The 25698-nt window shown below is 47.4% G+C and carries 24 protein-coding genes; 19 read left to right on the top strand and 5 right to left on the bottom strand.

The window, feature by feature from the left end; translation table 11 throughout:
• The first annotated feature begins 3 nt into the window (after nucleotides 1–3).
• The 5 genes from BXO87_RS17540 to BXO87_RS17520 all read left to right on the top strand — a co-directional run bounded on the left by BXO87_RS17540 (nucleotide 4) and on the right by BXO87_RS17520 (nucleotide 5778).
• Nucleotides 4–1092 (top strand): toxic anion resistance protein, encoded by a 1089-nt coding sequence (locus tag BXO87_RS17540; RefSeq protein WP_007409049.1) that lies wholly within the window; start codon nucleotides 4–6, stop codon nucleotides 1090–1092.
• A 115-nt stretch (nucleotides 1093–1207) separates the two neighbouring features.
• Complete coding sequence (locus BXO87_RS17535; protein WP_020955280.1) at nucleotides 1208–2410, top strand: MFS transporter; 1203 nt, start codon at nucleotides 1208–1210, stop codon at nucleotides 2408–2410.
• Nucleotides 2411–2791: 381 nt separating this feature from the next.
• Complete coding sequence (gene opuAA, locus BXO87_RS17530; protein WP_003156640.1) at nucleotides 2792–4048, top strand: glycine/proline betaine ABC transporter ATP-binding protein OpuAA; 1257 nt, start codon at nucleotides 2792–2794, stop codon at nucleotides 4046–4048.
• Nucleotides 4049–4897 (top strand): glycine/proline betaine ABC transporter permease subunit OpuAB, encoded by an 849-nt coding sequence (gene opuAB / locus BXO87_RS17525; RefSeq protein ID WP_003156639.1) that lies wholly within the window; start codon nucleotides 4049–4051, stop codon nucleotides 4895–4897.
• Nucleotides 4897–5778: a glycine betaine ABC transporter substrate-binding protein gene (locus BXO87_RS17520; protein ID WP_007409051.1), complete on the top strand. Its 882-nt coding sequence runs from the start codon at nucleotides 4897–4899 to the stop codon at nucleotides 5776–5778. The genes opuAB and BXO87_RS17520 overlap by 1 nt, the downstream gene beginning before the upstream one ends.
• A gap of 34 nt (nucleotides 5779–5812) precedes the next feature.
• On the opposite strand, the gene BXO87_RS17515 is transcribed toward BXO87_RS17520, so the two are convergent.
• Nucleotides 5813–6934, bottom strand: a complete 1122-nt coding sequence (locus BXO87_RS17515) for a M20 peptidase aminoacylase family protein (RefSeq protein WP_025284193.1) — start codon at nucleotides 6932–6934, stop codon at nucleotides 5813–5815.
• A gap of 133 nt (nucleotides 6935–7067) precedes the next feature.
• Between BXO87_RS17515 and BXO87_RS17510 the strand changes: the two genes are divergently transcribed.
• From BXO87_RS17510 to BXO87_RS17495, 4 genes are all read left to right on the top strand, one after another.
• Nucleotides 7068–8501, top strand: a complete 1434-nt coding sequence (locus BXO87_RS17510) for a YfcC family protein (RefSeq protein ID WP_038456901.1) — start codon at nucleotides 7068–7070, stop codon at nucleotides 8499–8501.
• A gap of 91 nt (nucleotides 8502–8592) precedes the next feature.
• Complete coding sequence (locus BXO87_RS17505; protein WP_020955284.1) at nucleotides 8593–9081, top strand: DUF6773 family protein; 489 nt, start codon at nucleotides 8593–8595, stop codon at nucleotides 9079–9081.
• A 229-nt stretch (nucleotides 9082–9310) separates the two neighbouring features.
• Complete coding sequence (gene amyE / locus BXO87_RS17500; RefSeq protein ID WP_038456903.1) at nucleotides 9311–11290, top strand: alpha-amylase; 1980 nt, start codon at nucleotides 9311–9313, stop codon at nucleotides 11288–11290.
• Between the two features lie 262 nt (nucleotides 11291–11552).
• The gene (locus BXO87_RS17495; RefSeq protein WP_014416851.1) at nucleotides 11553–12506 is read left to right on the top strand and encodes an L-lactate dehydrogenase; all 954 of its coding nucleotides are present in this window, start codon (nucleotides 11553–11555) and stop codon (nucleotides 12504–12506) included.
• 41 nt (nucleotides 12507–12547) lie between these two features.
• Here BXO87_RS17495 and BXO87_RS17490 read toward each other — a convergent pair whose 3' ends face one another.
• Nucleotides 12548–14080 carry an MDR family MFS transporter gene (locus BXO87_RS17490; protein ID WP_076851426.1) on the bottom strand — a complete coding sequence of 511 codons (1533 nt, stop codon included), beginning with the start codon at nucleotides 14078–14080 and terminating at the stop codon, nucleotides 12548–12550.
• 113 nt (nucleotides 14081–14193) lie between these two features.
• On the opposite strand from BXO87_RS17490, the gene BXO87_RS17485 reads away from it, so the two are divergent.
• From BXO87_RS17485 to BXO87_RS17475, 3 genes are all read left to right on the top strand, one after another.
• Entirely contained in the window at nucleotides 14194–14655 is a 462-nt protein-coding gene (locus BXO87_RS17485; RefSeq protein ID WP_003156626.1) for a MarR family transcriptional regulator, read from the top strand.
• A gap of 63 nt (nucleotides 14656–14718) precedes the next feature.
• The gene (locus BXO87_RS17480) at nucleotides 14719–15348 is read left to right on the top strand and encodes a LysE family translocator (RefSeq protein WP_015239111.1); all 630 of its coding nucleotides are present in this window, start codon (nucleotides 14719–14721) and stop codon (nucleotides 15346–15348) included.
• A gap of 67 nt (nucleotides 15349–15415) precedes the next feature.
• Complete coding sequence (locus BXO87_RS17475) at nucleotides 15416–16177, top strand: YqcI/YcgG family protein (RefSeq protein WP_076851425.1); 762 nt, start codon at nucleotides 15416–15418, stop codon at nucleotides 16175–16177.
• 1 nt (nucleotide 16178) lies between these two features.
• Here BXO87_RS17475 and BXO87_RS17470 read toward each other — a convergent pair whose 3' ends face one another.
• A complete protein-coding gene (locus BXO87_RS17470; protein ID WP_076851424.1) occupies nucleotides 16179–17507 on the bottom strand; it encodes an amino acid permease in 1329 nt (442 codons plus the stop codon).
• 123 nt (nucleotides 17508–17630) lie between these two features.
• Between BXO87_RS17470 and BXO87_RS17465 the strand changes: the two genes are divergently transcribed.
• Together BXO87_RS17465 and nadE are read left to right on the top strand one after the other, a co-directional pair.
• The gene (locus BXO87_RS17465; RefSeq protein WP_011996295.1) at nucleotides 17631–18227 is read left to right on the top strand and encodes a DUF1989 domain-containing protein; all 597 of its coding nucleotides are present in this window, start codon (nucleotides 17631–17633) and stop codon (nucleotides 18225–18227) included.
• A gap of 134 nt (nucleotides 18228–18361) precedes the next feature.
• Nucleotides 18362–19180 (top strand): ammonia-dependent NAD(+) synthetase, encoded by an 819-nt coding sequence (gene nadE, locus BXO87_RS17460; RefSeq protein ID WP_076851423.1) that lies wholly within the window; start codon nucleotides 18362–18364, stop codon nucleotides 19178–19180.
• A 50-nt stretch (nucleotides 19181–19230) separates the two neighbouring features.
• Here nadE and BXO87_RS17455 read toward each other — a convergent pair whose 3' ends face one another.
• Together BXO87_RS17455 and BXO87_RS17450 are read right to left on the bottom strand one after the other, a co-directional pair.
• A complete protein-coding gene (locus BXO87_RS17455) occupies nucleotides 19231–19515 on the bottom strand; it encodes an antimicrobial peptide LCI (protein WP_057080011.1) in 285 nt (94 codons plus the stop codon).
• Nucleotides 19516–19646: 131 nt separating this feature from the next.
• Nucleotides 19647–20435, bottom strand: coding sequence for a sugar phosphate isomerase/epimerase family protein (locus tag BXO87_RS17450; protein WP_076851422.1), 789 nt, complete (start codon nucleotides 20433–20435; stop codon nucleotides 19647–19649).
• A 203-nt stretch (nucleotides 20436–20638) separates the two neighbouring features.
• Between BXO87_RS17450 and BXO87_RS17445 the strand changes: the two genes are divergently transcribed.
• The 5 genes from BXO87_RS17445 (at nucleotide 20639) to BXO87_RS17425 (ending at nucleotide 25685) form a co-directional block, all read left to right on the top strand.
• Nucleotides 20639–21949, top strand: coding sequence for an MFS transporter (locus BXO87_RS17445; RefSeq protein ID WP_076851421.1), 1311 nt, complete (start codon nucleotides 20639–20641; stop codon nucleotides 21947–21949).
• Between the two features lie 125 nt (nucleotides 21950–22074).
• Nucleotides 22075–22635, top strand: a complete 561-nt coding sequence (locus BXO87_RS17440; RefSeq protein ID WP_003156609.1) for a shikimate kinase — start codon at nucleotides 22075–22077, stop codon at nucleotides 22633–22635.
• 144 nt (nucleotides 22636–22779) lie between these two features.
• Nucleotides 22780–23736, top strand: coding sequence for a cephalosporin C deacetylase (gene cah / locus BXO87_RS17435; protein ID WP_076851420.1), 957 nt, complete (start codon nucleotides 22780–22782; stop codon nucleotides 23734–23736).
• Between the two features lie 64 nt (nucleotides 23737–23800).
• A complete protein-coding gene (locus tag BXO87_RS17430) occupies nucleotides 23801–24586 on the top strand; it encodes a nucleotidyltransferase domain-containing protein (RefSeq protein ID WP_076851419.1) in 786 nt (261 codons plus the stop codon).
• A gap of 187 nt (nucleotides 24587–24773) precedes the next feature.
• On the top strand, nucleotides 24774–25685 hold the full coding sequence (locus tag BXO87_RS17425; RefSeq protein ID WP_139026625.1) for a proline dehydrogenase family protein: 912 nt from the start codon (nucleotides 24774–24776) through the stop codon (nucleotides 25683–25685).
• Nucleotides 25686–25698 lie beyond the last annotated feature (13 nt).

Raw genomic sequence — 25698 nt, 5'->3', positions numbered from 1 at the left:
AACATGACAGAAAATCAAAATCCGCTTGTTCTTGATAAAAATGAAGAGATTTCTGAACAAAAAGCAGATGACATCAGGGTGCAGCTGCGCCAAGACCCTGAGGTGCAGCGCATTTCACAGCAGATTGACGTGAAAAACCAAATGGAGCTGCTTGAGTACGGAAAAGAACCGGCAGTTGAAATCTCGAAGTTCTCCGACCGCATCTTAAATATGATGAAAACAACAAGTGTCACGGATTCAGGCACAATGCTGACGCAGCTCGGAAAAATCATGGACCGTTTTGACAAAAATGATTTCGATGAACCAAAAGGATTTCTCGCTAAAATGTTCAAACGCGGCAACAGCATGATTGAAAAGATTTTTCAAAAGTACCGCACCCTGGGCGGAGAAATTGAAAAAATCCACGTCGAAATTTCAAAATACAAAGATGAAATGGCAAAGACGAACCATACGCTTGAAGAGATGTATGAAAACAACATTAACTACTACATGGAGCTTGAAAAGTATGTCGTTGCCGGGCAGATGAAGCTTGAGGAAATGCAGGCGCTCATTCCTTCTTATGAAGAAAAAGCGGCAGGCGGAAACCAGCTTGCGCAAATGCAGCTTGATACGCTGCGTGACGGGCTTCAGGCGCTTGAGGAACGTGTCTATGATTTAGATATGGCGCGGATGGTGGCGCTGCAAACGGCGCCGCAGATCCGCCTCCTTCAGCGCGGAAATACGAAGCTCATCGGGAAAATCAATTCCGCTTTCGTCATTACGATTCCGATTTTCAAAAACGGCATCATTCAGGCTGTCACAGTCAAACGGCAAAAGCTTGTGGCTGATTCAATGAGCGAGCTGGACCGCCGCACGAATGAAATGCTGAAGCGAAACGCTGAAAATATCTCAAATCAAAGCGTGGAAATTGCCCGTATGGCAGGCCGTCCGAGCATTGACATTGAGACGATTGAAACGTCTTGGAATACGATTGTCAGCGGTATGCAGGAAACGAAACAGATCGAGGAAGAGAACAGACGTATCAGAGAAGACGGCGCGAAACGGATTCAACAGCTTCAGGATAATATTAAAACCGCAGTCTTAAAGAATTAACATACACCCCGCTTGCTTACGGCAAGCGGGATTTTTTTGTGAAAAAAGATAATGACAATGTGTAAAGACAGGTGTAAACTTATACGGTAATCATTTTCGATTTGAGGTGCTGCTTATGAATAAACAACCTGCCGTCACTCCGCGAAAACTTCTGGCGATTGCCGGAATGGGCTGGCTGTTTGATGCGATGGATGTCGGAATTTTATCGTTTATTATCGCCGCGCTTCACACTGATTGGAATTTAACACCCGATCAAATGAAATGGATCGGAAGCGTCAATTCCATCGGTATGGCAGCGGGCGCCTTTGTATTCGGAATGCTGGCCGACAGGATCGGCCGGAAAAAAGTGTTTATGATCACGCTGTTATTCTTTTCTGTCGGAAGCGGCATATCCGCTTTCGCAACGGGATTGACGGTTTTTCTCATATTGCGTTTTCTGATCGGAATGGGGCTTGGCGGGGAACTGCCTGTCGCCTCGACGCTCGTGTCAGAAGCGTCCCCTCCCGAAAAGCGGGGACGGATCATCGTGCTGCTTGAGAGCTTTTGGGCCGCGGGCTGGCTTCTTGCGGCGGTGATTTCCTACTTTGTCATACCGTCATTCGGCTGGCAGGCCGCGCTGCTCTTAACGGCGCTGGCCGCATTTTATGCGCTGTACTTGCGGAGAAGCCTTCCGGAATCACCGGCGCATCAGGCATTGCCGCAGAAAAAAAGCATACGCGGGCAGGCGGGAAGTGTCTGGACGAAACCGTATATCCGGCCGACGGTGCTGCTGTCTGTCGTTTGGTTCTGCGTCGTCTTTTCTTATTACGGCATGTTTTTATGGCTGCCGAGCGTGATGCTGATGAAAGGCTACAGCATGATTGAGAGCTTCGAATACGTCCTTCTGATGACGCTTGCCCAGCTTCCCGGATATTTCTCAGCGGCGTGGCTGATCGAAAAAGCGGGGCGGAAGACCATCTTAGTCATCTATTTGCTCGGAACGGCGGGCAGCGCTTATTTCTTCGGTGCCGCGGATTCATTGGGCATGCTGCTCACGGCCGGCATGCTGCTGTCCTTCTTCAATCTCGGCGCATGGGGCGTGCTTTACGCCTATACACCGGAGCAGTACCCTGCAGCGATCCGCGCGACCGGTTCCGGAACAACCGCGGCCGTCGGCAGAATCGGCGGCATTTTCGGTCCGCTTCTCGTCGGATCGCTTGCAGCCCGGAACGTTTCGTTTACAGTGATTTTCGCCGTCTTTTGTGCGGCCATCCTGATTGCTGTCATCACCATTATTATTCTCGGAAAAGAAACGAAACAGACAGAGCTTGCGCAATGAGCACCCTTTTGGGGTGCTTTTTTTAGTGAGCTGTCTGTTGGCAGACCTATATTTTTCCTTAATATTCCTTATTTTCAGGAGGCGAAAACTTCTTTTTCCGGGACAATGTCGCAAAAAAATTCTTGTTTTTGTAAAAAAAGGATAGGAAATCAGTTTGCAGCACATTCGATGGAAACGTTCTCAAGCCTGATAAAAGCCCGGTTTCCTTTATAATTTATCCTCAATAAGGAGGATTAGAGAGTATTTAGAAGCATACCAGAGGAAAATAAGACACAGGGATGTTTTTAAAGTAATGATACAAAATAAACGGGATTATGATGTTTGTTTGACTTATTACAAACGTGTTACGGTATTAAAGATTGCTTATTATGGAGGGAAAATATGAATTTGGATGAGAAACCAATTAAGATAAAAGTCGAAAATGTATCTAAGGTTTTCGGAAAACAGACAAAAAAAGCCATTCAGATGCTGTCCAGCGGAAAAAACAAAAAAGAGATCCTGAAAGCAACCGGATCAACCGTTGGTGTCAATCAAGCAAACTTTGATGTATATGATGGGGAGATATTTGTCATCATGGGTCTATCGGGGAGCGGTAAATCAACTTTAGTTCGGCTGTTAAACCGGCTTATTGAACCGACTGCCGGGAATATTTATATTGATGGTGACATGATAACAAATATGTCAAAAGACCAGCTCCGGGAAGTGCGCCGGAAAAAAATCAGCATGGTCTTTCAAAAATTTGCACTGTTTCCGCACAGAACGATTCTTGAAAATACGGAATACGGCCTGGAGCTTCAAGGCGTCGACAAAAAAGAGCGTGAGCAAAAAGCGCTTGATTCGCTTAAACTTGTCGGTCTTGAAGGCTTTGAACACCAATTCCCTGATCAGCTCAGCGGAGGAATGCAGCAGCGTGTCGGACTTGCGCGCGCATTGACGAATGATCCTGACATTCTTCTGATGGATGAAGCTTTCAGTGCGCTTGATCCGCTGATCCGCAAAGACATGCAGGATGAGCTTTTAGACCTTCATGACTCTGTCGGCAAGACGATCATCTTCATCACGCATGATCTTGATGAAGCATTGCGCATCGGCGACAGAATCGTGCTGATGAAAGACGGTAACATCGTTCAGATCGGGACGCCTGAAGAAATTCTGATGAGCCCGTCCAATGAATACGTTGAGAAATTCGTTGAGGACGTTGATTTATCCAAAGTTCTGACAGCGGGCCACATCATGAAGCGCGCTGAAACCGTGCGAATTGACAAAGGGCCTCGTGTAGCGCTGCAGCTCATGAAGAATCTCGGTATTTCTTCTATTTACGCCGTTGATAAACAGAAACAGCTTCTCGGCGTCATTCACGCGGCGGATGCGAAAAAAGCGGTGGAATCCGACTTATCGCTTCAGGATATTTTAAATACTGAATTTACGACTGTGCATGAAAGCACATACTTGACGGAAATTTTCGATGTCGTGTCTGATGCGAATATTCCGATCGCCGTCACGGATGATAAGGACCGCATGAAAGGCATTGTCGTAAAAGGCGCATTAATCGGCGCGCTTTCAGGAAATAACGATTATATAAATGTTGAAGATTCTGCTGAACAAGCTCAGGATTCTTCTGTTCAGGGGGTGAAGTAAATGGACAGATTGCCTAGAATTCCGTTAGCAGATATCGTTGACCGGTTTGTTGACTGGCTTACCATGACGTTCGGAGGTTTCTTTGACGGAATCTCAAACGGTTTGGCCGCTTTCGTAAACGCGATTGTGAGCGGTTTGGGTTTCATCCCGTCTATTTTATTGACTGTTATTTTTGCAGCTCTCGCTTGGTGGATCAGTACGAGAGGAATTGCACTCTTTACGTTAATCGGATTCCTTGTTATTGATTATTTGGGCTATTGGTCGCCGATGCTGCAAACGTTGGCGCTTGTCGTCACATCTGTTTTGATTTCCATTATTATCGGGGTTCCGATCGGCATATGGGCGTCTCAGAAAGAAACGGTCCGCCGCATTGTTACACCGATTCTGGATTTAATGCAGACCATGCCGGCTTTCGTATATCTGCTGCCTGCAATTTTCTTCTTTAATATCGGGGTTGTGCCAGGCGTCGTGGCATCTGTTATTTTCGCAATGCCTCCGACGATCCGCATGACGGTTCTCGGTATTAAACAAGTTCCGGCTGATTTGATTGAAGCGACGGAAGCATTCGGTTCAACGACGTCTCAGCGTCTGTTCAAGGTTCAGCTTCCGCTTGCCACAAAAACAATTCTTGCCGGTATTAACCAAAGCATCATGCTTGCTTTATCAATGGTCGTTATCGCGGCCATGGTTGGTGCGCCGGGTCTCGGTTCTGAAGTATACAGCGCCGTGACACAGTTGAAAACCGGTGTCGGAGTGGAAGCGGGTATCGCGATCGTTATCGTAGCGATTACACTCGACCGTATCACGCAAAACATTAAAGTGAAGAAGAAGAGCAGGGGGAATGCCTGATGCTTAAGAAAATCATCGGTGTCGGCGTTACCGCTGCGCTGGCTCTTTCTTTGGCTGCCTGCGGTTCGCAGACTGATGGTAAGGCAACGGCTGCGGACCAGGTGAACAAAACCATTATCGGTATTGATCCGGGATCGGGAATCATGGCCCTGACGGATGAGGCCGTGAAGGATTACGGATTGAAAGACTGGAATGTCGTCACGGCGTCAAGTGCTGCCATGACGGCGACATTGAAGAAATCATATGACCGGAAAAAGCCGATCATCGTAACGGGCTGGACGCCGCACTGGATGTTCTCCAGATACAAGCTGAAGTTCCTTGATGATCCGAAAAAAACGTACGGAACTGCCGAGCAGATTCATACGATTACAAGAACCGGCTTCAGTAAGGAACAGCCTAACGCGGCCAAAGTTCTCAGCCAGTTCAAATGGACGCAGGACGATATGGGAGAAGTCATGATTGCCGTTGAGGAAGGCGAAAAGCCGGCCAAAGCCGCAGCTGAATATGTGAAAAAACACAAAGACCAAGTGGCTCAATGGACAAAAGGCGCCCATAAAGTTAAAGGGGATAAAATCAACCTGGCTTATGTGGCGTGGGACAGTGAAATCGCAAGTACGAATGTAATCGGAAAAGTATTTCAAGACCTCGGCTATGACGTGAAGCTGACGCAAGTGGAGGCGGGACCGATGTGGACTGCGATTGCGACAGGCAGCGCGGATGCGTCATTGTCTGCTTGGCTTCCGAATACCCATAAGGCATATGCGTCTAAATATAAAGGCAAATATGAAGATGTAGGAACGAGTCTGACAGGCGTCAAGATGGGTCTGGTCGTTCCTCAGTATATGAAAAACGTCAATTCAATTGAAGATTTGAAGAAATAACGAAGAAAAGCAGCCCTGTAACGGGCTGCTTTTTTTATGCTTCAAACGATTTGAGGACGGCAGCCGTTAATATCTCAATGCCTGTAAAGATGGCGCTTCGGTCAAATGTCATTTGGGGATGGTGAAGCCCCGGCTCCAGACCGCATCCTAGGCCGAGCATCGTCGTTTTTAAGTTCGGCACCTTTAACCCGTAAAAATGAAAATCCTCTCCTCCGGTTGTCACAAGAGGTTCATCCACATGTTCTTCTCCGAGAATGCCGCTTATCGCAGATGCCATGATGGCTTCCGCCTCTTTGTTTCGCTCGGCTGCCGGGAGGCTGTGTTCTTTTTGCAGTTCGATTTTTGCGCCGAATGCGGCAGCCGCCGCCTCACAGGCTCTTTCGGTTTCGGCGGTTAATTTCTCCATGGCGGCATTTGTTTGTGCGCGGAGATCAAGGCTGAACGATGCTTTTCCCGGAATGATATTGGAACTCTCACCGCCTGCCTGAAGCTTTGTCATCTTCACGGAATGCGGGATGCCGGGATCAAGATGAATGAAGCTGAGTTTTTGGACGAGAAGAGCGGCGATTTCGATACTGTTAAGGCCGAGATGCGGTCTCGCGCCGTGGGCTTCTTCTCCGATAATCAGGCCTTCTATATGCTGGCTTGAGCCATGCAGAATGGACGGTGCGCATCGGCCGTTTGCCGTTTCCTGTACGGGGCGCACGTGCACGCCGTATAAGAAATCAACATCATCCAGTACGCCTTTTTCAATCATTTTCAGCGCTCCGCCGCCTTTTTCTTCAGCCGGCTGAAAAATAAAGCGGATGGTGCCCTTCGGAAGTTTCGGCTGACTCTTTAAAAGCATCATCGTGCCGAGCGCCATCGTCATATGTGAATCATGTCCGCATGAATGGTTCGCCTGAAAGACACCGTCCACTTCCTGCCACAGCGCGTCAATATCCGCCCGGACAGCCACAACAGGCGAGCCTTCTCCGATTTCGCCGACAACACCGGTACAATCATCAAACGTGCGGGTTCGGCAGCCGGCCTCTTTCAGTTTTTCAGTCAGATATTCAGTTGTTTGATATTCTTTCCAGCTTACTTCGGGATTGGCGTGCAGGTGGTCAAAAATATCCATAATGACTTGCTTTTCATGCGCTGTGAGTCTGTTCATGCCGTAAGTCCTCCTTCAAAAGCTGTCTGTTTTTTATTTTTGATATTGAAAACAGGCAATCGGTCTGTATATAATATAGCACATATCTGTATTTTCTGAATAGTTTATAAATTTAAAGCGGGATGGTGATGTTATGGCTGTGCCGAAGGCCGAACCTGTATTGAAAAAGAAGAAATTGTTTGTGATGCCTGATGCTTATGTGCTGCTGTTCATTGTCGCTTTACTATGCGCGATAGCGTCGTACATCGTTCCCGCGGGGGAATTTGACAGGGTGACAAAGGGCAGTGTGACGTCCGCCGTCCCGGGAAGCTATCATTCTTTAGACCAGTCTCCTGTCAGCCCGATCGCTTTTTTTACCGCGATTCAGGAAGGGATGACAAGTTCCGCGCCGATTATTTTTTTAATCCTGTTTACGGGCGGCACCATTGCGATTTTGGAGAAAACGGGCGCCATCAATGGATTGATCAGTAATGTCATCAGTACGTTCCGCACAAAACAGCTGCTGTTTATTGCGATTGTCGGATCTCTATTTTCGATCCTCGGCACAACCGGCATCGTCGTTAATTCCGTGATCGGTTTTATTCCGATCGGCCTGATCGTCGCCCGCTCGCTGAAATGGGACGCCGTGGCCGGAGCGGCCGTCATTTATATCGGCTGCTATGCCGGGTTTAACGCGACGATTTTATCACCTTCACCGCTCGGGTTATCACAAAGCATCGCGGAGCTGCCGCTGTTTTCCGGTATCGGCCTGCGGATTGCCGTCTACATTTGTTTTCTGTTATCATCTATTTTATATATTTATCGGTATACGAGAAAACTCAGAAAAGCAAAGGACGCCAGTCTGCTGGGGAACGATTGGTTTCCGGCGGCAGGTTCATTCCCGCAGGTTTCTGAGCCGGAGGACAAGCATGTCCCGTTTACCGTCCGCCATAAATTGATTCTGGCTGTTGCGGCTTTGTCGCTTGCCGGCTTTTTATACGGCGCGCTTACTCTTGGCTGGTCTGATTCAGAGATGGCCGCCGTGTTCATTTTTATCTCAATCGTGTCAGGCCTGATTGCGGGAATGGCGGCAAATGATATCGCAAAAACGTTTATTACAGGCTGTCAGGGGCTCGTTTACGGTGCGCTGATCGTCGGAATGGCGAGAAGCATTTCCGTTATCCTGGAACATGGAAAGCTGCTTGATACGGTAGTCAATGGACTTGCGTCACTGCTGCACGGTTTCAGCCCGATGGCAGGCGCCATCGGAATGTATATTTCCAGCGCTCTGCTTCATTTTCTGATTTCATCGGGCTCAGGGGAGGCGGTCGTATTTATTCCGATCTTGGCGCCGCTTGCCGATCTGATGGGCATCACGAGACAGGTCGCGGTTGAAGCGGTCATGCTCGGAGAAGGCGTCGTAAACTGTGTCAATCCGACTTCCGGCGTGCTGATGGCCGTACTGGCTGCCAGCGGCATTCCGTACGTAAAGTGGCTTCGCTTCATGATTCCACTGGCGCTGATTTGGTTTGTCATCGGTCTCGTGTTTATCTGCATAGGCGTCCTGATCAATTGGGGTCCTTATTAACATTTTTGTCAATGATATTTCGGTTTATCATTATGAATCGGCAAGATATAATGGGAGTTGTAAGCCATTCTTAATAGTACGGGAGGAAGTCATGAATCAGCGTCGGAACGGACTTTCAAACGTGAATGGAAAGAGTGAGAGTGTGAAAGAGAAAGAACGAATGATTTGGTCAGAAGTCGGAATGCTTGTGGGCACACTGTCTTTGCTTGACATCATCGTACGCGGACTTGTTCTGAACTGTCCGTTTAGGGAATGGGCCGGTAGCTTGGCGGTTTTCTTCATTATAATTGTTTATTATTGCATCAGGGCGGGAGCGTCGGGAATGCTCATGCCGAGAATAGACACCAAAGAAGAACTGCAAAAGCGGGTGAAGCAGCAGCGGATAGATTCAATTGCGGTCACTTTTGCGGCAGCGGCGATTACGATGTACGACAGGGGGTTTCCCCATACATTCTTTGCTTGGCTGAAAATGATCTTTCTTTTTATCGTCTGCGGAGGCATTCTGTTTCTGCTTCGGTATGTCATTGTGAAGCTGTCTTACAGAAGAGCGATAAAAGAAATAAAAAAGAAATCATCTTGACAGGTGGTTTCTTTTTTTGTTTGAAAGCGGGAAGTCTTTTTAATTGATAGGAATATAGATTTGAATTCACTCTGTCACGTTGCTTTGATAGAGAGTGTGTGATAAGTTGAAATGTAAGCGTTAACAGAATTCTCCAGTCTTCACAACAGTTGAAAGGAGCTGAAGAAAGAGTAAGAGGAATTTTTGACTCCGCAGTCAGTCTTCAAAAATCAAATAAGGAGTGTCAAAAATGTTTGAAAAACGATTCAAAACCTCTTTACTGCCGTTATTCGCCGGATTTTTATTGCTGTTTTATTTGGTTTTGTCAGGCCCGGCGGCTGCAAACGCTGAAACTGCAAACAAATCGAATAAGGTGACCGCGTCATCGGTCAAAAACGGGACCATCCTTCATGCATGGAATTGGTCGTTCAATACGTTAACACAAAATATGAAAGATATTCGTGATGCGGGCTATGCAGCCATTCAGACGTCTCCGATTAACCAAGTAAAGGAAGGGAACCAAGGAGATAAAAGCATGAGGAACTGGTACTGGCTGTATCAGCCGACATCGTACCAAATCGGCAACCGTTACTTAGGCACTGAACAAGAATTTAAGGACATGTGTGCAGCCGCGGAAAAATATGGCGTAAAAGTCATTGTCGATGCGGTTATCAATCATACTACCAGCGATTATGGCGCGATTTCTGACGAGATTAAGCGTATTCCAAACTGGACCCATGGAAACACACAAATTAAAAATTGGTCGGATCGATGGGACGTCACTCAAAATTCATTGCTTGGGCTGTATGATTGGAATACACAGAATACTGAGGTGCAGGCCTATCTGAAACGTTTCTTGGAAAGAGCATTGAATGACGGAGCAGACGGGTTCCGCTATGATGCCGCCAAGCATATAGAGCTTCCGGATGATGGGAATTACGGCAGCCAATTTTGGCCGAATATCGCAAATACATCAGCGGAGTTCCAATACGGAGAAATCCTGCAAGACAGCGCGTCCAGAGATACAGCTTATGCGAATTATATGAATGTGACGGCTTCTAACTACGGGCATTCCATCAGATCCGCTTTAAAGAACCGTAATCTGAGTGTGTCGAATATCTCCCATTATGCATCTGACGTGTCTGCGGACAAGTTAGTCACATGGGTGGAATCACATGATACGTATGCCAATGATGATGAAGAGTCCACATGGATGAGTGAGGACGATATTCGTTTAGGCTGGGCAGTGATTGGTTCCCGCTCAGGAAGCACGCCTCTTTTCTTTTCCAGACCTGAGGGCGGAGGAAATGGTGTAAGATTTCCCGGAAAAAGTCAAATAGGAGATCGCGGGAGCGCCTTATTTAAAGATCAGGCGATCACTGCGGTCAATACATTTCACAATGTAATGGCCGGGCAGCCTGAGGAACTCTCGAATCCGAATGGGAACAACCAAATCTTTATGAATCAGCGCGGCTCAAAAGGCGTTGTGCTGGCAAATGCAGGATCGTCTTCTGTCACCATCAATACTTCAACGAAATTACCTGACGGCAGGTATGATAATAGGGCCGGCGCCGGTTCATTTCAAGTAGCGAACGGCAAACTGACAGGTACGATCAATGCCAGATCGGCGGCTGTTCTTTATCCTGATGATATTGGGAATGCGCCTCATGTCTTTCTTGAGAATTACCAAACGGGGGCAGTCCATTCTTTCAATGATCAGCTGACGGTCACCCTGCGTGCAAATGCGAAAACAACAAAAGCCGTTTACCAAATCAATAATGGGCAGCAGACAGCATTTAAGGATGGGGACCGATTAACGATCGGGAAAGGAGATCCAATCGGCACGACATACAACATCAAGTTAACCGGAACGAACGTCGAGGGTGCAGCGAGAACCCAAGAATACACGTTTGTCAAAAAAGACCCGGCCCAAACCAACATCATTGGCTATCAAAATCCGGATCATTGGGGCCAGGTAAATGTATATATTTACAAACATGATGGAGGCAGGGCCATAGAATTAACCGGATCGTGGCCCGGGAAAGCAATGACTAAGAATGCAAATGGAATTTACACGCTGACGCTGCCTGCGAATGCGGATACGGCCAATGCCAAAGTGATTTTTAACAATGGCAGCGCCCAAGTGCCCGGACAGAACCAGCCCGGCTTTGATTATGTGCAGAATGGTTTGTATAACAACTCCGGTTTAAACGGTTATCTTCCGCATTAATGGATAGGGCCATCATCACATCAAACCCTTACTTCGGTTAGGAAAAGGACAGCGCGTTTTCAATCACGCTGAAAAGATGACAGCATCCTAAAACGGTTCCGTTTTAGGATGTTGTCAACAATCCGGAAACCATCACCGATATTTTTTTGTCCAAAAATCAAACTTTTCTCTTGCAAAAGTTTGTGAAGTATTGCACAATATAAATGTGAAATACTTCACAAGATAAAAACAGACACCACGAAACACTGGAGGATGAGCATATATGATGAACGAACGAGTGAACAAAGTAGCATTAATCGGAGCAGGTTTTGTTGGAAGCAGTTATGCATTTGCGTTAATTAACCAAGGGATCACAGATGAGCTTGTGATCATTGATGTAAATAGAGAAAAAGCCATGGGAGATGTCATGGATTTAAATCACGGAAAGGCATTTGCGCCTCATCCGGTCAAAACATCTTACGGCACATATGAGGATTGCAAGGATGCCGATATCGTGTGCATCTGTGCCGGAGCCAATCAAAAACCGGGCGAAACGAGACTTGAGCTGGTCGAAAAAAATCTCGCCATTTTTAAAAGCATTGTCGGTGAAGTAATGGCAAGCGGATTTGACGGCATCTTCCTCGTTGCCACAAACCCGGTCGACATTCTCACTTATGCGACATGGACATTCAGCGGGCTGCCGAAAGAACGCGTCATCGGAAGCGGCACGACACTGGATTCTGCGCGATTCCGTTATATGCTGAGCGAATACTTCGGAGCCGCTCCGCAAAACGTACACGCCCACATTATCGGCGAGCACGGCGATACCGAGCTTCCTGTATGGAGTCACGCCAATATTGGCGGAGTGCCGGTGCAGCAATTGCTGGAGAAAAATGCAGCTTACAAACAGGACGAGCTGGATCAGATCGTTGACGATGTGAAAAACGCGGCCTACCATATTATCGAGAAAAAAGGCGCGACATATTACGGAGTGGCGATGAGCCTCGCCCGCATCACAAAAGCGATTTTGCGTAATGAAAACAGCATTTTAACCGTCAGCACATATCTGGACGGCCAATACGGTGTAAACGACGTCTTTATCGGCGTTCCGGCCGTCGTCAATCGGAACGGCATCGCAGGTGTGACGGAACTTGAGCTGAATGAAACAGAACAGGCTCAATTCAGCCGCAGCGCAAACGTGCTGAAAGATATTCTCGCTCCGCATTTCGCAGAGTAAACAAAAAAGCAGTACATGACAAACGCCATGTACTGCTTTTTTTAATTCGCTTTTTTCGCCATTTCCTGAGAGGTTTTTACTCTCGCTTTTCCCATAAACAAAATGGTAACGGCCGCAATGACGATCGGCGTCAGCGCAAGCGTAAATACATATGTGATGCTTTGCGACATGGCGTCAATAATGCGATCCAGAATGTGCGGCGGAATATGGGCGCGCGTGCCGGCCTGGAAAATGTCCTGCGGATTTCCGATGTTCTGCATCGCGCCGCCCGCTCCTTTCATGCCGCTGAATGAATCTGTGAGCTTGTTGGTAAACACATTCGTCTGGATGGTTCCGAAAATCGTCACACCGAGCGTCATACCGAATGATCTCAAAAACGAGTTTGTTGAGTTGGCGCTTCCGCGGTAACGCGGCTCCAGATCGTTCATGGACGCAGCCGGCAGCAGTGAGAAGTTGAAGCCGACGCCGAATCCTGAGATCAGCATGAATACCGTCAGCATCGTACGCGCCGTATCCGGTGTCATATTGGAAAGCAGCAGCATTCCGATAAAGAAAGCGACCACGGAAATCAGCATTAAATTGCGGAACCGCACTTTCGTCTGGAAAATTCCGCCGATCATACTTCCGATAACAGAACCGATCATCATCGGCGTCAAAATAAAGCCCGCGCTTGTCGCGGTGCTTCCGTACACAGCCTGAACGAAGATCGGGATAAACACCGCTAAAATGACGAACGTGGCTCCGTAAAGGAACGCCAGAATCTGTGCCGTAGCAAATAAACGGTTTTTAAACATCCAAAATGAGATAATCGGTTCTTCCGCTTTTCTTTCCACGATAAAAAAGGCGATAAAGAACACGGCGAACACAGCGAACAGACCGATGATCTGCACGGAGTTCCAATCATACGTTTTTCCGCCGAGCTCAAGAGCGAACATCAGACCGACAATGGAAACCACCAGTGTGATTGCGCCGGCCCAGTCGATTTTCTGCTTCTTGTGTTCAAGGGATTCTTTATAGTAACGAAGAATGAAAAACAATGATAAAATACCGATCGGCACGTTGATGTAAAACACCCAGTGCCAGCTGATGGAGTCGGTAATGAGCGCGCCTAAAAGCGGCCCGAGAACGCTGGAAAGGCCGAAAACGGCACCGAACATGCCCGACATTTTTCCGCGTTTTTCCGGCGGAAATAAATCAAAAATGATCGTGAAGGCGATCGGCATCAGCGCGCCTCCGCCGATTCCCTGAATGACGCGGTAAATAATGAGCTGATCCATTGTTTGGGCGATTCCGCATAACGCGGATCCGATTAAGAAAAGAATAAGACCGAATAAAAAGAAACGTTTGCGTCCGTACATATCGGACAGTTTTCCGTAAATCGGCATACCGGCCATAACGGCTACCATGTATGATGCTGTCACCCACGCGAACTTATCGAAACTTCCGAGGTCCGCCACGATATTTCCCATCGCAGTGGCAACGATTGTATTATCCATAGCCGACATTAAAATGCCCAGCAAAAGACCGATGACGACAAACTTCGTCGAGGCGTCCTTCGCGGCTGTTTGTTCCATGCTTTTTCCTCCCATACTTACTTTTGATCATTAAATTTGCTATGATCATATTAGATTTGCCGAAAATTATCTTGATCGTCAAGATAAATTGATTTTATAGGGAGGCCTGTCAGTTGTCAACAAGAAATACCAGAAGCGAGACGGAGGAAACCGCGATACAGTTATTCCGAAAGATGGCCACAAGGACGATCCTTTTTCATCAGGCGGCCGCTCAATCTCTCGGTCTGTTTCCGACCGATTTAAAATCAGCTGATATCTTAAATGAAGCAGGCCCGATGACCGCAGGCGAGCTTGGGAAAAAAACCGGTCTCAGCACAGGTTCGGTAACGGCGCTCATTGACCGGCTCGAAAAAGCGGGATATGTCATGAGGAAAAAAGACCCCGAAGACAAACGTCGGGTGATTATCGTGCCGCTGACAGCCGGAAAAGCGAATGTGAAGCAATTGTTCAGCTCCTTATCCCAGTCTACGATCAGCCTTTGCCGGCAATATAAAGAAGAAGAACTGCGGCTGATATTCGATTTTTTAGGAAAAGCGACGGACATGATGGAAGACGAGCTTGAGAAATTAAAATAATATATCATAGCACGGCCCATTCATGAATAACTTGTACAAGTTGCATGAATGAGGGGGAAGCCAATGAACATCTTTTTAAGCTACATCGTTCTCGGGCTGTCATTGTCAGCACCTGTCGGACCGGTCAATGCGGCGCAAATTGACAAAGGCATCAAAAACGGCTTTTGGCATGCATGGATTTTCGGTCTTGGCGCCATGGCCGCGGACGGGCTGTATATGATTCTGATCTATTTCGGGCTGTCTCAATTTTTGACCGCTCCTTTTGTAAAAACGTTTTTGTGGCTCTTCGGTTTTTTCGTGCTGACCTATACGGGAGTCGAAACGCTAAAAAATATAAGGGAAGCCATGAATGTCAGAAGCGGAAAAGGAAAACCGGCTTTTTACAAAACATTCGGCGCGGGATTTTTTATTTCTCTTTCCAATCCGCTGAGCATTTTATTCTGGCTCGGCATATACGGCAGCATCCTCGCTAAAACCGCTGAATCCTTCGATACAAATCAGCTTTTGATTTACAGCTCCGGCATTCTTCTCGGCATTTTGATCTGGGATTTCTGCATGGCGGTCGCCGCGAGCACTTTCAGAAATCTCCTTCATGAAAAAGCGCTCCGCTGGCTGACGGGAGCGGCGGGTGTGTCTTTGATCGTTTTCGGATTTTATTTCGGCTGGCAGGGGATTCAAATGCTCATCTCATAAATAGAAGGACTGTCACCCATCGCCTGTCTCCATCATAACGTATCCTGACGATACTGGAGGTGGGCTGATGGCAAGCGAGCTGTACACAAAAAGTTGCCTTGAGGAAAAGTTGTTGGATCTGCCAAATTGGCAGAGAGTCGCTTTTGAGCTTCTATCAGAAAAAGTAGGCGATAAAGCGGATACGTTTCCGTGCATTCCCGGACGTCAGGGATTTTTGACAGATCAGCTCCGGATCTCCTTTGCGGGTGATCCCCGCGAAGAGGGAACCCCGGAGGAAGTGGGGATGCTGCTGTCAGAGTACGGAAAGATCTCAAGGAATACCGGAAGATACGCGTCGCTGCTTGTGATTTTTGATACGCCTGAGGATTTAGCTGAGCATTATTCCGTTGAGGCGTATGAAGAGCTGTTCTGGTCTTTTTTAAACCGGCTGAGCGGATGCGACCCGAAAGACTGGCCGGAAGACATGCCGGAAGACCCTGAACATTATAAATGGGAGTTCTGCTTTGACGGCGAACCGTATTTTATTCTGTGCGCGACGCCTGCGCATGAAGCGAGACAAAGCAGAAGCTTCCCGTTTTTTATGCTGGCGTTTCAGCCGAGATGGGTTTTCGAAGGATTAAACGATTCAACCGCGTTCGGACGAAACATGAGCCGGCTGATCAGAAAACGCTTAGAGGCGTATGATGAAGCCCCTCTTCATCCCCGATTGGGGTGGTACGGAGGAAAAGACAATTTAGAATGGAAGCAATATTTCCTCCGTGATGATGAGACGCAAGTGTCAAAGTGTCCCTTTTCTTATTTGAAGAGACTGTTTAAACCGATGAAATAAGCTATGATCCGGCAGGGCTGTGTCCCTGCTTTTTTTGTACGATCCATGTCACGATCGCAATGACGGCGAGAAAACAAAGGCTGACCAGAAAACCGGGCCGGCTCGATTTCTCAAACAGCGTCCCGGAGACGGCCGCGACAATCAGCACAAGGGCGATAACAATCTGTGCGGTTCCCATCTTTGTCGTTTCAAGCAGTTTCTTGCCCGAGAACAAAATGAACAGCCACGTATAAAGAAGCATCAGGCCCGCCGCGGTTGTCATGTGTTCATATATATTTTTCGGCAGCACCAATGACAGGATGATGGAGACGATGAGTCCGGCAAACGTCAATCCGAGCGCGGGCCAGCAGATTTTTTTGTTTTCCTTTAATCTGAAGCATTTCGGCGCATCCCCGTCATCGGCCATTGTACAAAGCAATGTCGTCACGGCAAACAGCGAGGCGACGAGCGTGGAAAATCCCGCAATAATAAAAATTCCGTTAAAAATATCAAGAATGATATCTAAATGAAAACCCTTCAGCGATGTAATAAACGGGCTGTCCTGTTCGGTGAATTTGCCCAGCGGCACTAACAGCAGCGCCAGGCCGAGAGAAATGACGTAAATCACCGCAAGTACGGCAAGCATCAGTCTGCCTGATTTTGAGGCTTCCTCCGGTTTTTTCAAGTGTACGGTCATCAGCCCCAAGACTTCAATTCCTCCGAAGGCGTAAAACGCATAAATCAATCCCGTCCATAACCCCATCGCTCCGTGCGGGAACAAATCCTTTGATTCGTTCGGCACCTGCACATCCGGTTTATGAGAAAATATACCGCACAGCGCCAATATGGCGATCACGATAAACATAAAAATCGCCGCCGTCTTGACAACAGCGAGCACATTTTCCGTTTTTTGAAAAACGGCCAGCCCCGTAAATATAATCAAAAGACCGAGCACCGCATAGATGGAGGCGAAAATCCACAGCGGCACATTCGGAAACCAATGCTTCGTAAACAGCGAGATCGCTGTCAGCTGGCTTCCCGTGATCAGCATCTCGGACGACCAGTACACCCATCCGTTGCTGAAACCGGCCCAAGTGCCGAAAGCCTTTCTCGCATAAGCGCAAAAAGACCCCTTTTCGGGCTGTTTAGCCGAAAGCTTCGCGAGCTGCTCAAAGACAAAATAGGTGCCAAGCCCGGCAATAAGAAATGAGATCAGCGCGGAATATCCGCTTTTGACAATAGCGATGCTGGACCCGAGAAAAAAGCCCGTCCCGATTGTGCAGCCGACGCCGATTAAGGAGAGCTGCCACCAAGCGAGATTTCCTTTAGGCTGGTCCTGTGATTTACTCATGAAGTTCAACCCCTTTATCAAAGCTTAGATTGCTGCCGTCAGAAGGGGAATATACATCCAATAAATTGCTTTACATGAAACAAACGGCCGGAGTTCATAATAGAAGAAAAAAGGAGCAGTCTGATGACACAGCAATTTATCGTACCGCCGAAAAAAGGGCTCGGCCTGAAGGTTCACAAAGGGCAGATTATAAAAGTTGTCGATGTGGAAGGACAGCAGGTGGCTGATTTTACGGCATATCATGCCAAGGATTTTTATGAACATCTTGATCAGGGTGCGACGATTGATGCCAACCAGTCTATTCATGTAAAAACGGGTGACCATATTTATTCGAATTTATACAAGCCGATGCTGACGCTGATTGAGGATACAGTCGGCAAGCATGACCTGCTGCTTCCCGCCTGCCGTCCGGATATGAACAGGCTTTTATACGGAAAGCATAAAGACGAGCTCCAGGATACGTGCTATGACAATATGAGCGGGGCGCTTGAACCGTTCGGGGTGCCGCGGCCGCATATGCATTACCCATTTGCCATCTTTATGAACACGGTGCTCGATGAGAAGGGGAACTTATCAGTCGAAACGCCTCTTTCTGACGCGGGTGATTATGTACGGCTCCGTGCGGAAATGGATCTCGTCGTCGCATTTTCATCCTGTCCGATCGAAAAAGGAAAATGCAACGGCGACAGCATCACGGCGCTGCGGGTGGAAATCAGCTGATCCCGGTGTATTTGATTCACTTAAAAACTGCACCTGTGCTATATTTAACAAAGAGTCGTACATAGTGGCATGATTCATTTTCAGCATGAACGGGAAATGAATCATAAAGAAACAATGCAGGAGGAGTGATTGGGATGAGCATCCAGAAACAAATTATGAATGATCTCCATGTAAAACCCTCGATTGATCCGAAACAAGAAATTGAGGACAGAGTGAACTTTCTGAAACAATATTTGAAAAAAACAGGTGCCAAAGGCTTTGTGCTCGGCATCAGCGGGGGGCAGGATTCCACGCTTGCGGGACGCCTCGCCCAATTGGCGGCTGAAAGCATCAGAGAAGAAGGCGGAAACGCGGAATTTATCGCCGTCCGTCTTCCGCACGGCACACAGCAGGATGAGGATGACGCCCAATTGGCGCTCAAATTCATTAAACCTGATAAATCATGGACATTTGATATTAAGTCCGCTGTCAGCGCGTTCGCCGATCAGTACAAAAAAGAAACGGGCGATCAGCTGTCTGACTTTAACAAAGGAAATGTAAAAGCCAGAATGAGGATGATCGCGCAATATGCCATCGGCGGACAAGAGGGGCTGCTTGTCATCGGAACTGACCATGCGGCTGAAGCGGTGACCGGTTTCTTCACGAAATACGGTGACGGCGGAGCTGATCTGCTGCCGCTGACCGGATTAACGAAACGCCAGGGCAGACGTTTATTAGAAGAGCTCGGCGCGCCGGAACGCCTGTATTTGAAATTACCGACGGCCGATCTGCTTGATGAAAAACCGCAGCAGACGGATGAGACCGAACTCGGCATCACATACAATGACATTGATGATTATTTAGAAGGCAAGGACGTTTCTTCCGAAGTGATTGAGGCGCTGGAAAAACGCTACCTCAGTACGGAGCACAAGCGCCAGGTGCCGGCATCAATGTTTGATGATTGGTGGAAATAGAATGAAAAAAACCTCCCTTTTGAAAGGGAGGTTTTTTGTTTATTTCATTTTTATTTATCTACACTTTCATAAATCCCTACCCAATACCCTTTGCTGCTGTCATAGTATTTGTATTTAAAAATCCATGTTGTACCATTCAGTTCGAAAGAAGCAGCGAAAATACCGTTAGGGCTTGGAACGGGCTTGATGGCATTAATGCCGGCATCTGCTTTCGTTGAGATTGGGCTATTTTCCACGGATGGGGATGCTGTTGGTGATGCGGCAAAGGCAGGAGCGGCAGACATCAGTAAGGCAAGAGACAGCGCAGAACCGGTTAACACTTTTTTGAATTTCATTTCGAACACTCCCTTTTCAAATGAAATGTATTACAGTGTTAATAATTAGACGATTATCCATATAATTCCTCCTTTATTTCTAAAATTTTTTTCTTAAATTGAAAAAAACATCTCTTCGGAGGGGATGTTTTTTATTTCTTAAAGCAGTGCCTGATCTCATTCAGGGATTCTTTCATATGCGCTTCAGCATGATGACCGAAGTATTCGAGTGATACGAATCCGCCGTATTGCCTGTTCAACAGTTCTTTCAGAAAGGGTTCCTGCCGTAAATCGCCTTGCAGAACAGACACCGGCTTGCTGAGATACCAGTTGTCAAAATTCCAGTGATAGTTTTTCAGATGAATATGGCTTACGGTATGATACAGCTTTTCTAAAGCGGACATTTGGTCAACGTGATTGACGTGTAGGTTGGAGCCGTCAAAAATGGTGCGGACCCGCGGATGTCCGACATCCTCCAAAAATGCCAGCGCCGCCTCCGGTGTATCCGCGTACGTATCGTAATGAATCTCAATCCCGATATCGACTTCATAGTCATCTGCGAGCCGTGCCGCCTGCTGAAATTGATCAACCGCACGTTGCCACTTTTCCGGTGACGTCCGATGCGAAGGAAGATTGCCGGCAAAGACTCTGATCAAGGGACTGTGCAGCTGTCGTGCCGCGCTTAATGCCCTTTGAACATCCTTTAACGCCTGCCTTTCATCCTGAGCGGCGAAGTCAGTGTATAAACTGACGGCAGGCACCCCGATGCCATCCTCCTGAAGCTGCTGATCAAGCCTGTCGAGCGGGCCGATTTCCTCTATATATTGTTTGGCGTGTCCGTACCACAGTTCGATTCCGTCAAAGGAGTGCTCCTTCGCGAAAGAAATGATGTCGAAAATATGCTTTTTTTTAAATCCTGTTGTGCAAAAACTCAGTTTCATCGGTAATCCTCCCGTAACTGTCTATCATATGTGTACTTTTCCCCGGGTGAGATACGGATAAACAGGTGAAAAGGGCAGACACTTTTATAAGCAGGGTGTCAGTGCGGCATACAAATTGTTTAGCGCTTTTTTGCGTCAAAGTATTAAATAATTGACCGAAGTGTTGTACAATTAATTTCATTCGAGTAAGGGGGGAGAAGCCATTGAAAAATGAAACGGAGCTGACGGACTTCAGTCCCGTCCGCAATAAACCGACTCGCGCTCGTTATGTGATACTGTTTCTTTTGTTTTTTATCACTGCGATTAATTATATAGACCGTGCCAGTGTATCCATCGCCGCCCCGTCCATTCAGACATCGCTGAACATAAGCCCCGCGCTTTTGGGCGTCGTCTTTTCCGCATTCAGCTGGACCTATACGGGTATGCAGATTCCCGGCGGGCTCATTTTGGACAAATTCGGGTCAAAACGGACGTACGGCGTTTCTTTAATGATCTGGTCTGTTTTCACCGGAGTGCAGGCTTTTGCGGCCAGTTTCGGGTTTTTATTCGGCTGCCGCCTGATGATCGGGCTGGCTGAATCGCCTGCGTTTCCGGCAAACAACCGGATTGTCACGACATGGTTTCCAAGGCGGGAACGCGCCTTTGCGACGGGTGTTTATACGGCGGGGGAATATGTGGGACTGGCGTTCGCCACACCGGTTTTATTCTGGGTGTTAACGGCATTTGACTGGCGCGCCGTCTTTATTTCTTCAGGCGTGCTCGGGCTTGTTTTCTCCGTTTTCTGGTTCAAAATGTATCACGAGCCGAATCGGTACCGGAAAGTGAACCGGGAAGAGCTTGATTATATTAGAGAAGGCGGCGGACTGACAGAGGTGTCTGAATCAGCCGGCAGGATCACGTGGCGGGATTTCGTCCAGCTTCTTAAATACCGCAAGCTTGTCGGCTTGTATATCGGCCAATTCGCCGTAGCCTCCACGCTGTTCTTCTTTTTGACATGGTTTCCGACTTATCTGGCGGAGGCAAAGCACATGGCATTCTTGAAAGTCGGCTTCGCCGCATCAATCCCGTATATCGCCGCCTTTTTCGGCGTATTGTTCGGCGGATATTGGTCTGACGGAATGATGAAACGGGGCGTGTCGGTGAACGTTGCCCGAAAAACCCCCGTCATCCTCGGTCTTCTGCTGACAGGCTCCATCGTGCTCGCGAATGTTACGGATTCTGCTCCTGCGGTTTTGACGATCTTATCCATTGCTTCTTTTGCGCAGGGCATGTCCAATATATCCTGGACGATGCTGAGTGAGGTGGCGCCAAGCGAAACAATCGGATTGGCAGGAGGCGTGTTTAACTTTTTCGCCAATATGGCCGGCATTATCACCCCGCTTATCATCGGGTTTATCGTTTCTGCGACCGGTTCATATAACGGAGCGATTCTGTTTGTCGGCGCTGTCGCATTTATCGGGGCATGTTCTTATATTTTCATTGTCGGAAAGGTGGAACGCATTACGCTCCGATAGAAAGAAAAACTCATCTCTTCTTATAAAGGATGGGTTTTCTTTCATTGCATTATCTCTATATTTCAATATTGAGTTATCATATAATAAACATAACTTTTTCATTTCTTAGGAGGATTTCGCCGAAGATGAACGCAAAACGTGCCATTCCCGTAAGAGAAAGAAATATCGTACTGATCGGATTCATGGGGGTCGGAAAGACAACAATCGGCCAGCTGGTCGCTAAGAAATTATACAGAGACTTCATTGATATTGATTTGCAGATTGAGAAAGATTTCAATATGTCCATCCCTGAAATGTTTGAGAAAAAAGGTGAAGCCTTTTTCCGTCAGACCGAAAAGGATTATATATTAGATATCTGCCGCAATACGAAATTCAAGATCGTGTCGCTTGGGGGCGGTTCGTTTAAACAAGAGGAAATCAGACAGTGCTGCCTTGAAAACTGTCTCGTGCTCCATCTGGATCTATCATGGGAGAATTGGAAGCAGCGGGCTGACCTGCTGATTGAAAGCCGTCCCGTTCTGCATAACCGTTCCATGGATGAAATGCAGCAGCTCTTTAACGAGCGCCAAAGCATCTATGATAAACATAATTCAAAAGTGGCAACGGATAATCTGGAACCAGAAGAAATCGCCGATTATATCGTAGAAACGTTAAAAATCGGCTGGGATCTGTATCAGCCGATGTAAAAAGAGCCGTGACGCTGTGAGCGTACGGCTTTTTTGTTTTCTTTTAAACAAACGTTTATTAAAATGTTTAGAAAATGAGTGTAAAATCGTGTTAAGATAGAGTCAGAAAATTAAATCTTATAAAACAAAGGAGAATAATCGGATATGCAATTATACGACTTGCCGCTCGACCAACTGCAAACCTATAAACCAAATAAAACCGCTCCTCATGACTTTTCGGATTTTTGGGCATCATCATTACATGAGCTTGCAAAGGAAGAGGCAAAGCCTGATTTGACGCCTGAAAGCTACCCGGCTGACGGCGTGAAAGTATTCCGGCTGACATACCGGAGCTTCGGCAAGGCGGAAATTGAGGGATGGTACGCCGTTCCCGACCGAAAAGGCCCGCATCCGGCCATCGTGAAATACCACGGCTACAACGCGAGCTATGACGGGGACATACATGACATCGTAAATTGGGCGCTTCACGGATATGCCGCGTTCGGGATGCTTGTCCGCGGCCAGCACAGCAGCACAGATACAAGCGTCTCACCGCATGGACACGTTCCCGGCTGGATGACGAAAGGGATTTTAGATAAAGATACATATTATTACCGCGGCGTGTACTTAGACGCCGTCCGGGCTTTGGAAGTCATCAGCGGCTTTGATGAAGTGGATGAAACGAGAATCGCCGTCATCGGCGGGAGCCAGGGAGGCGGACTTTCAATCGCCGCGGCGGCACTATCTGACATTCCGAGAGCGGTTGCGGCCGATTATCCTTATTTAAGCAATTTTGAGCGGGCCATTGATGTCGCTCTTGATGAGCCGTATCTTGAGATTAACTCCTTTTTCAGAAAGAACGGCAGCCCTGAGACGGAGAAGGCCGCGATGAATACACTGGCCTATTTTGATATCATGAATCTGGCGGACCGCGTAAAAGTTCCGGTGCTCATGTCCATCGGGCTGATTGACCGCGTGACTCCGCCGTCGACGGTGTTTGCCGCTTACAACCATCTGGAAACGGAAAAAGAATTGAAGGTGTACCGATATTTCGGACATGAATACATACCTTCTTTCCATACGGAAAAGCTGGCCTTTCTGAAAGCGCATCTGAAAGGCTGACAGCAGCGAAAAGCCCAAGTACTTGGGCTTTTTTCAGGAATGACACGGAAAAGGACGGATACAGATGAAACAAAGGATCATCGAAGAATTAAAACGAATTGAAGCACAGCACGGCGTCAAGGTGCTTTACGCCGTAGAATCAGGGAGCCGCGCATGGGGATTTCCGTCAAGCGACAGCGACTACGATGTGCGGTTTCTCTATGTGCCGAAAAAAGAATGGTACTTTTCGATCGAACCGCATAGGGATGTCATAGAAGAGCCGATTCATGACATGCTAGACATCAGCGGCTGGGAACTGAGAAAAGCGCTGCGGCTTTTTAAAAAATCAAATCCGCTTCTTTTGGAATGGCTCTCTTCTGAGATGATCTATTATGAAGCTTTCTCAGCGGCTGAAAAGCTTCGAAAACTGAAAATCCGCGCCTTTTCGCCTGAAGCCTGCATTTATCATTATCTCAATATGGCAAAACGGAATGAAAAAACGGAATTGCAGGGCAGTGAAGTGAAGATTAAAAAGTATTTTTATGTTCTGCGTCCTCTCCTTGCCTGCAGATGGATTGAAACGTTCGGCTCCGTACCGCCGATGTCATTTCCCGTACTGGCCGATGCCTTATTGACGGATGAAGCGCTCATTTCTGAAATCAATATACTGCTTACAAGGAAAAAAAGCGGTCAGGAGCTGGCTCCGGAACCGAGAAATACGATGATTCATGCGTTTATAGAAGAAGAAATAGAACGCATCGGGCACTATGTCAAAACGATCAAAACGCCGAAACCTGACATAACGGAGGAACTGAATCAGCTATTGATTCAGACCGTCGAAGAGGCGTGGGGGGAAAAAGGCGGAAATTGACGATTGCCGTCATTTCCGTCCGCCTTTTTTCGGCATAATCCGCCTGCTATCTAAGAAGCTGATTGTGGTAAAACCACAAAAATTTATCAGAATCTTTGTATTTTTAGAATATTGTGAGAGGGTGTTTTGTCCATTTACAATAGACTCATACAAATACTTCTTAGATTGCGGGGTGTTAAGGTTGGAAGTGATTACAAGAGATTTTTTCTTATTTTTATCCAAGAGCAGCTTTCTCAATAAGATGGCGCGAAGCTGGGGAAGCCGTGTGGCAGCCGGCAAAATCATCGGAGGAATGGATTTCCGCAGTTCTATCCCGACAATCCGACATTTGAACAGCCAGGGGCTGTCAGTTACTGTCGATCATTTGGGGGAATTTGTAAACAGTGGTGACGTCGCGAAAGAACGCACCGAGGAGTGCATGCAGACCATCGCCTTAATTGCTGATGAACAGCTGAATTCCCAAGTGTCATTAAAAATGACGTCTTTAGGTCTTGATATAGATCTCGATCTCGTCTATGAAAATATGACGAAAATCCTCCAGACGGCTGAAAAACATAAAGTCATGGTGACGATTGACATGGAAGATGAAACGAGATGCCAGAAAACGCTGGATATCTTTAAAGACTTCCGGAGCCGGTATGAATATGTAAGCACCGTGGTGCAGGCTTATCTGTACAGAACGGAGAAGGATCTTGATGACCTCAGCCCGCTGAATCCGTTTCTGCGGCTTGTCAAAGGGGCCTATAAAGAATCGGAAAAGGTGGCCTATCCTGAAAAAAGCGACGTCGATGAAAATTATAAAAGACTCATCCGCAAACAGCTTTTAAAAGGACATTATACGGCAGTCGCCACGCATGATGACAAAATGATCGAGTTTACAAAACAGCTTGCCGAAGAGCACGGCATTTCAAACGACCGTTTTGAGTTTCAGATGCTGTACGGCATGCGCTCGCAAACCCAGCTCAGCCTGGTGGAAGAAGGATACCGCATGAGAGTCTACCTGCCTTACGGGGATGACTGGTACGGCTATTTCATGAGACGGCTCGCCGAACGCCCCTCAAACATCGCATTCGCCTTTAAAGGAATGACTAAGAAGTAAAAAAGGGAGAGAT

The sequence above is a fragment of the Bacillus sp. GZB genome (genome assembly GCF_001975995.1).
Lineage (GTDB): Bacteria > Bacillota > Bacilli > Bacillales > Bacillaceae > Bacillus > Bacillus velezensis.
Note: the sequence above shows the minus strand (reverse complement) of the source record. Positions and strands in the feature narration are given on the sequence as shown.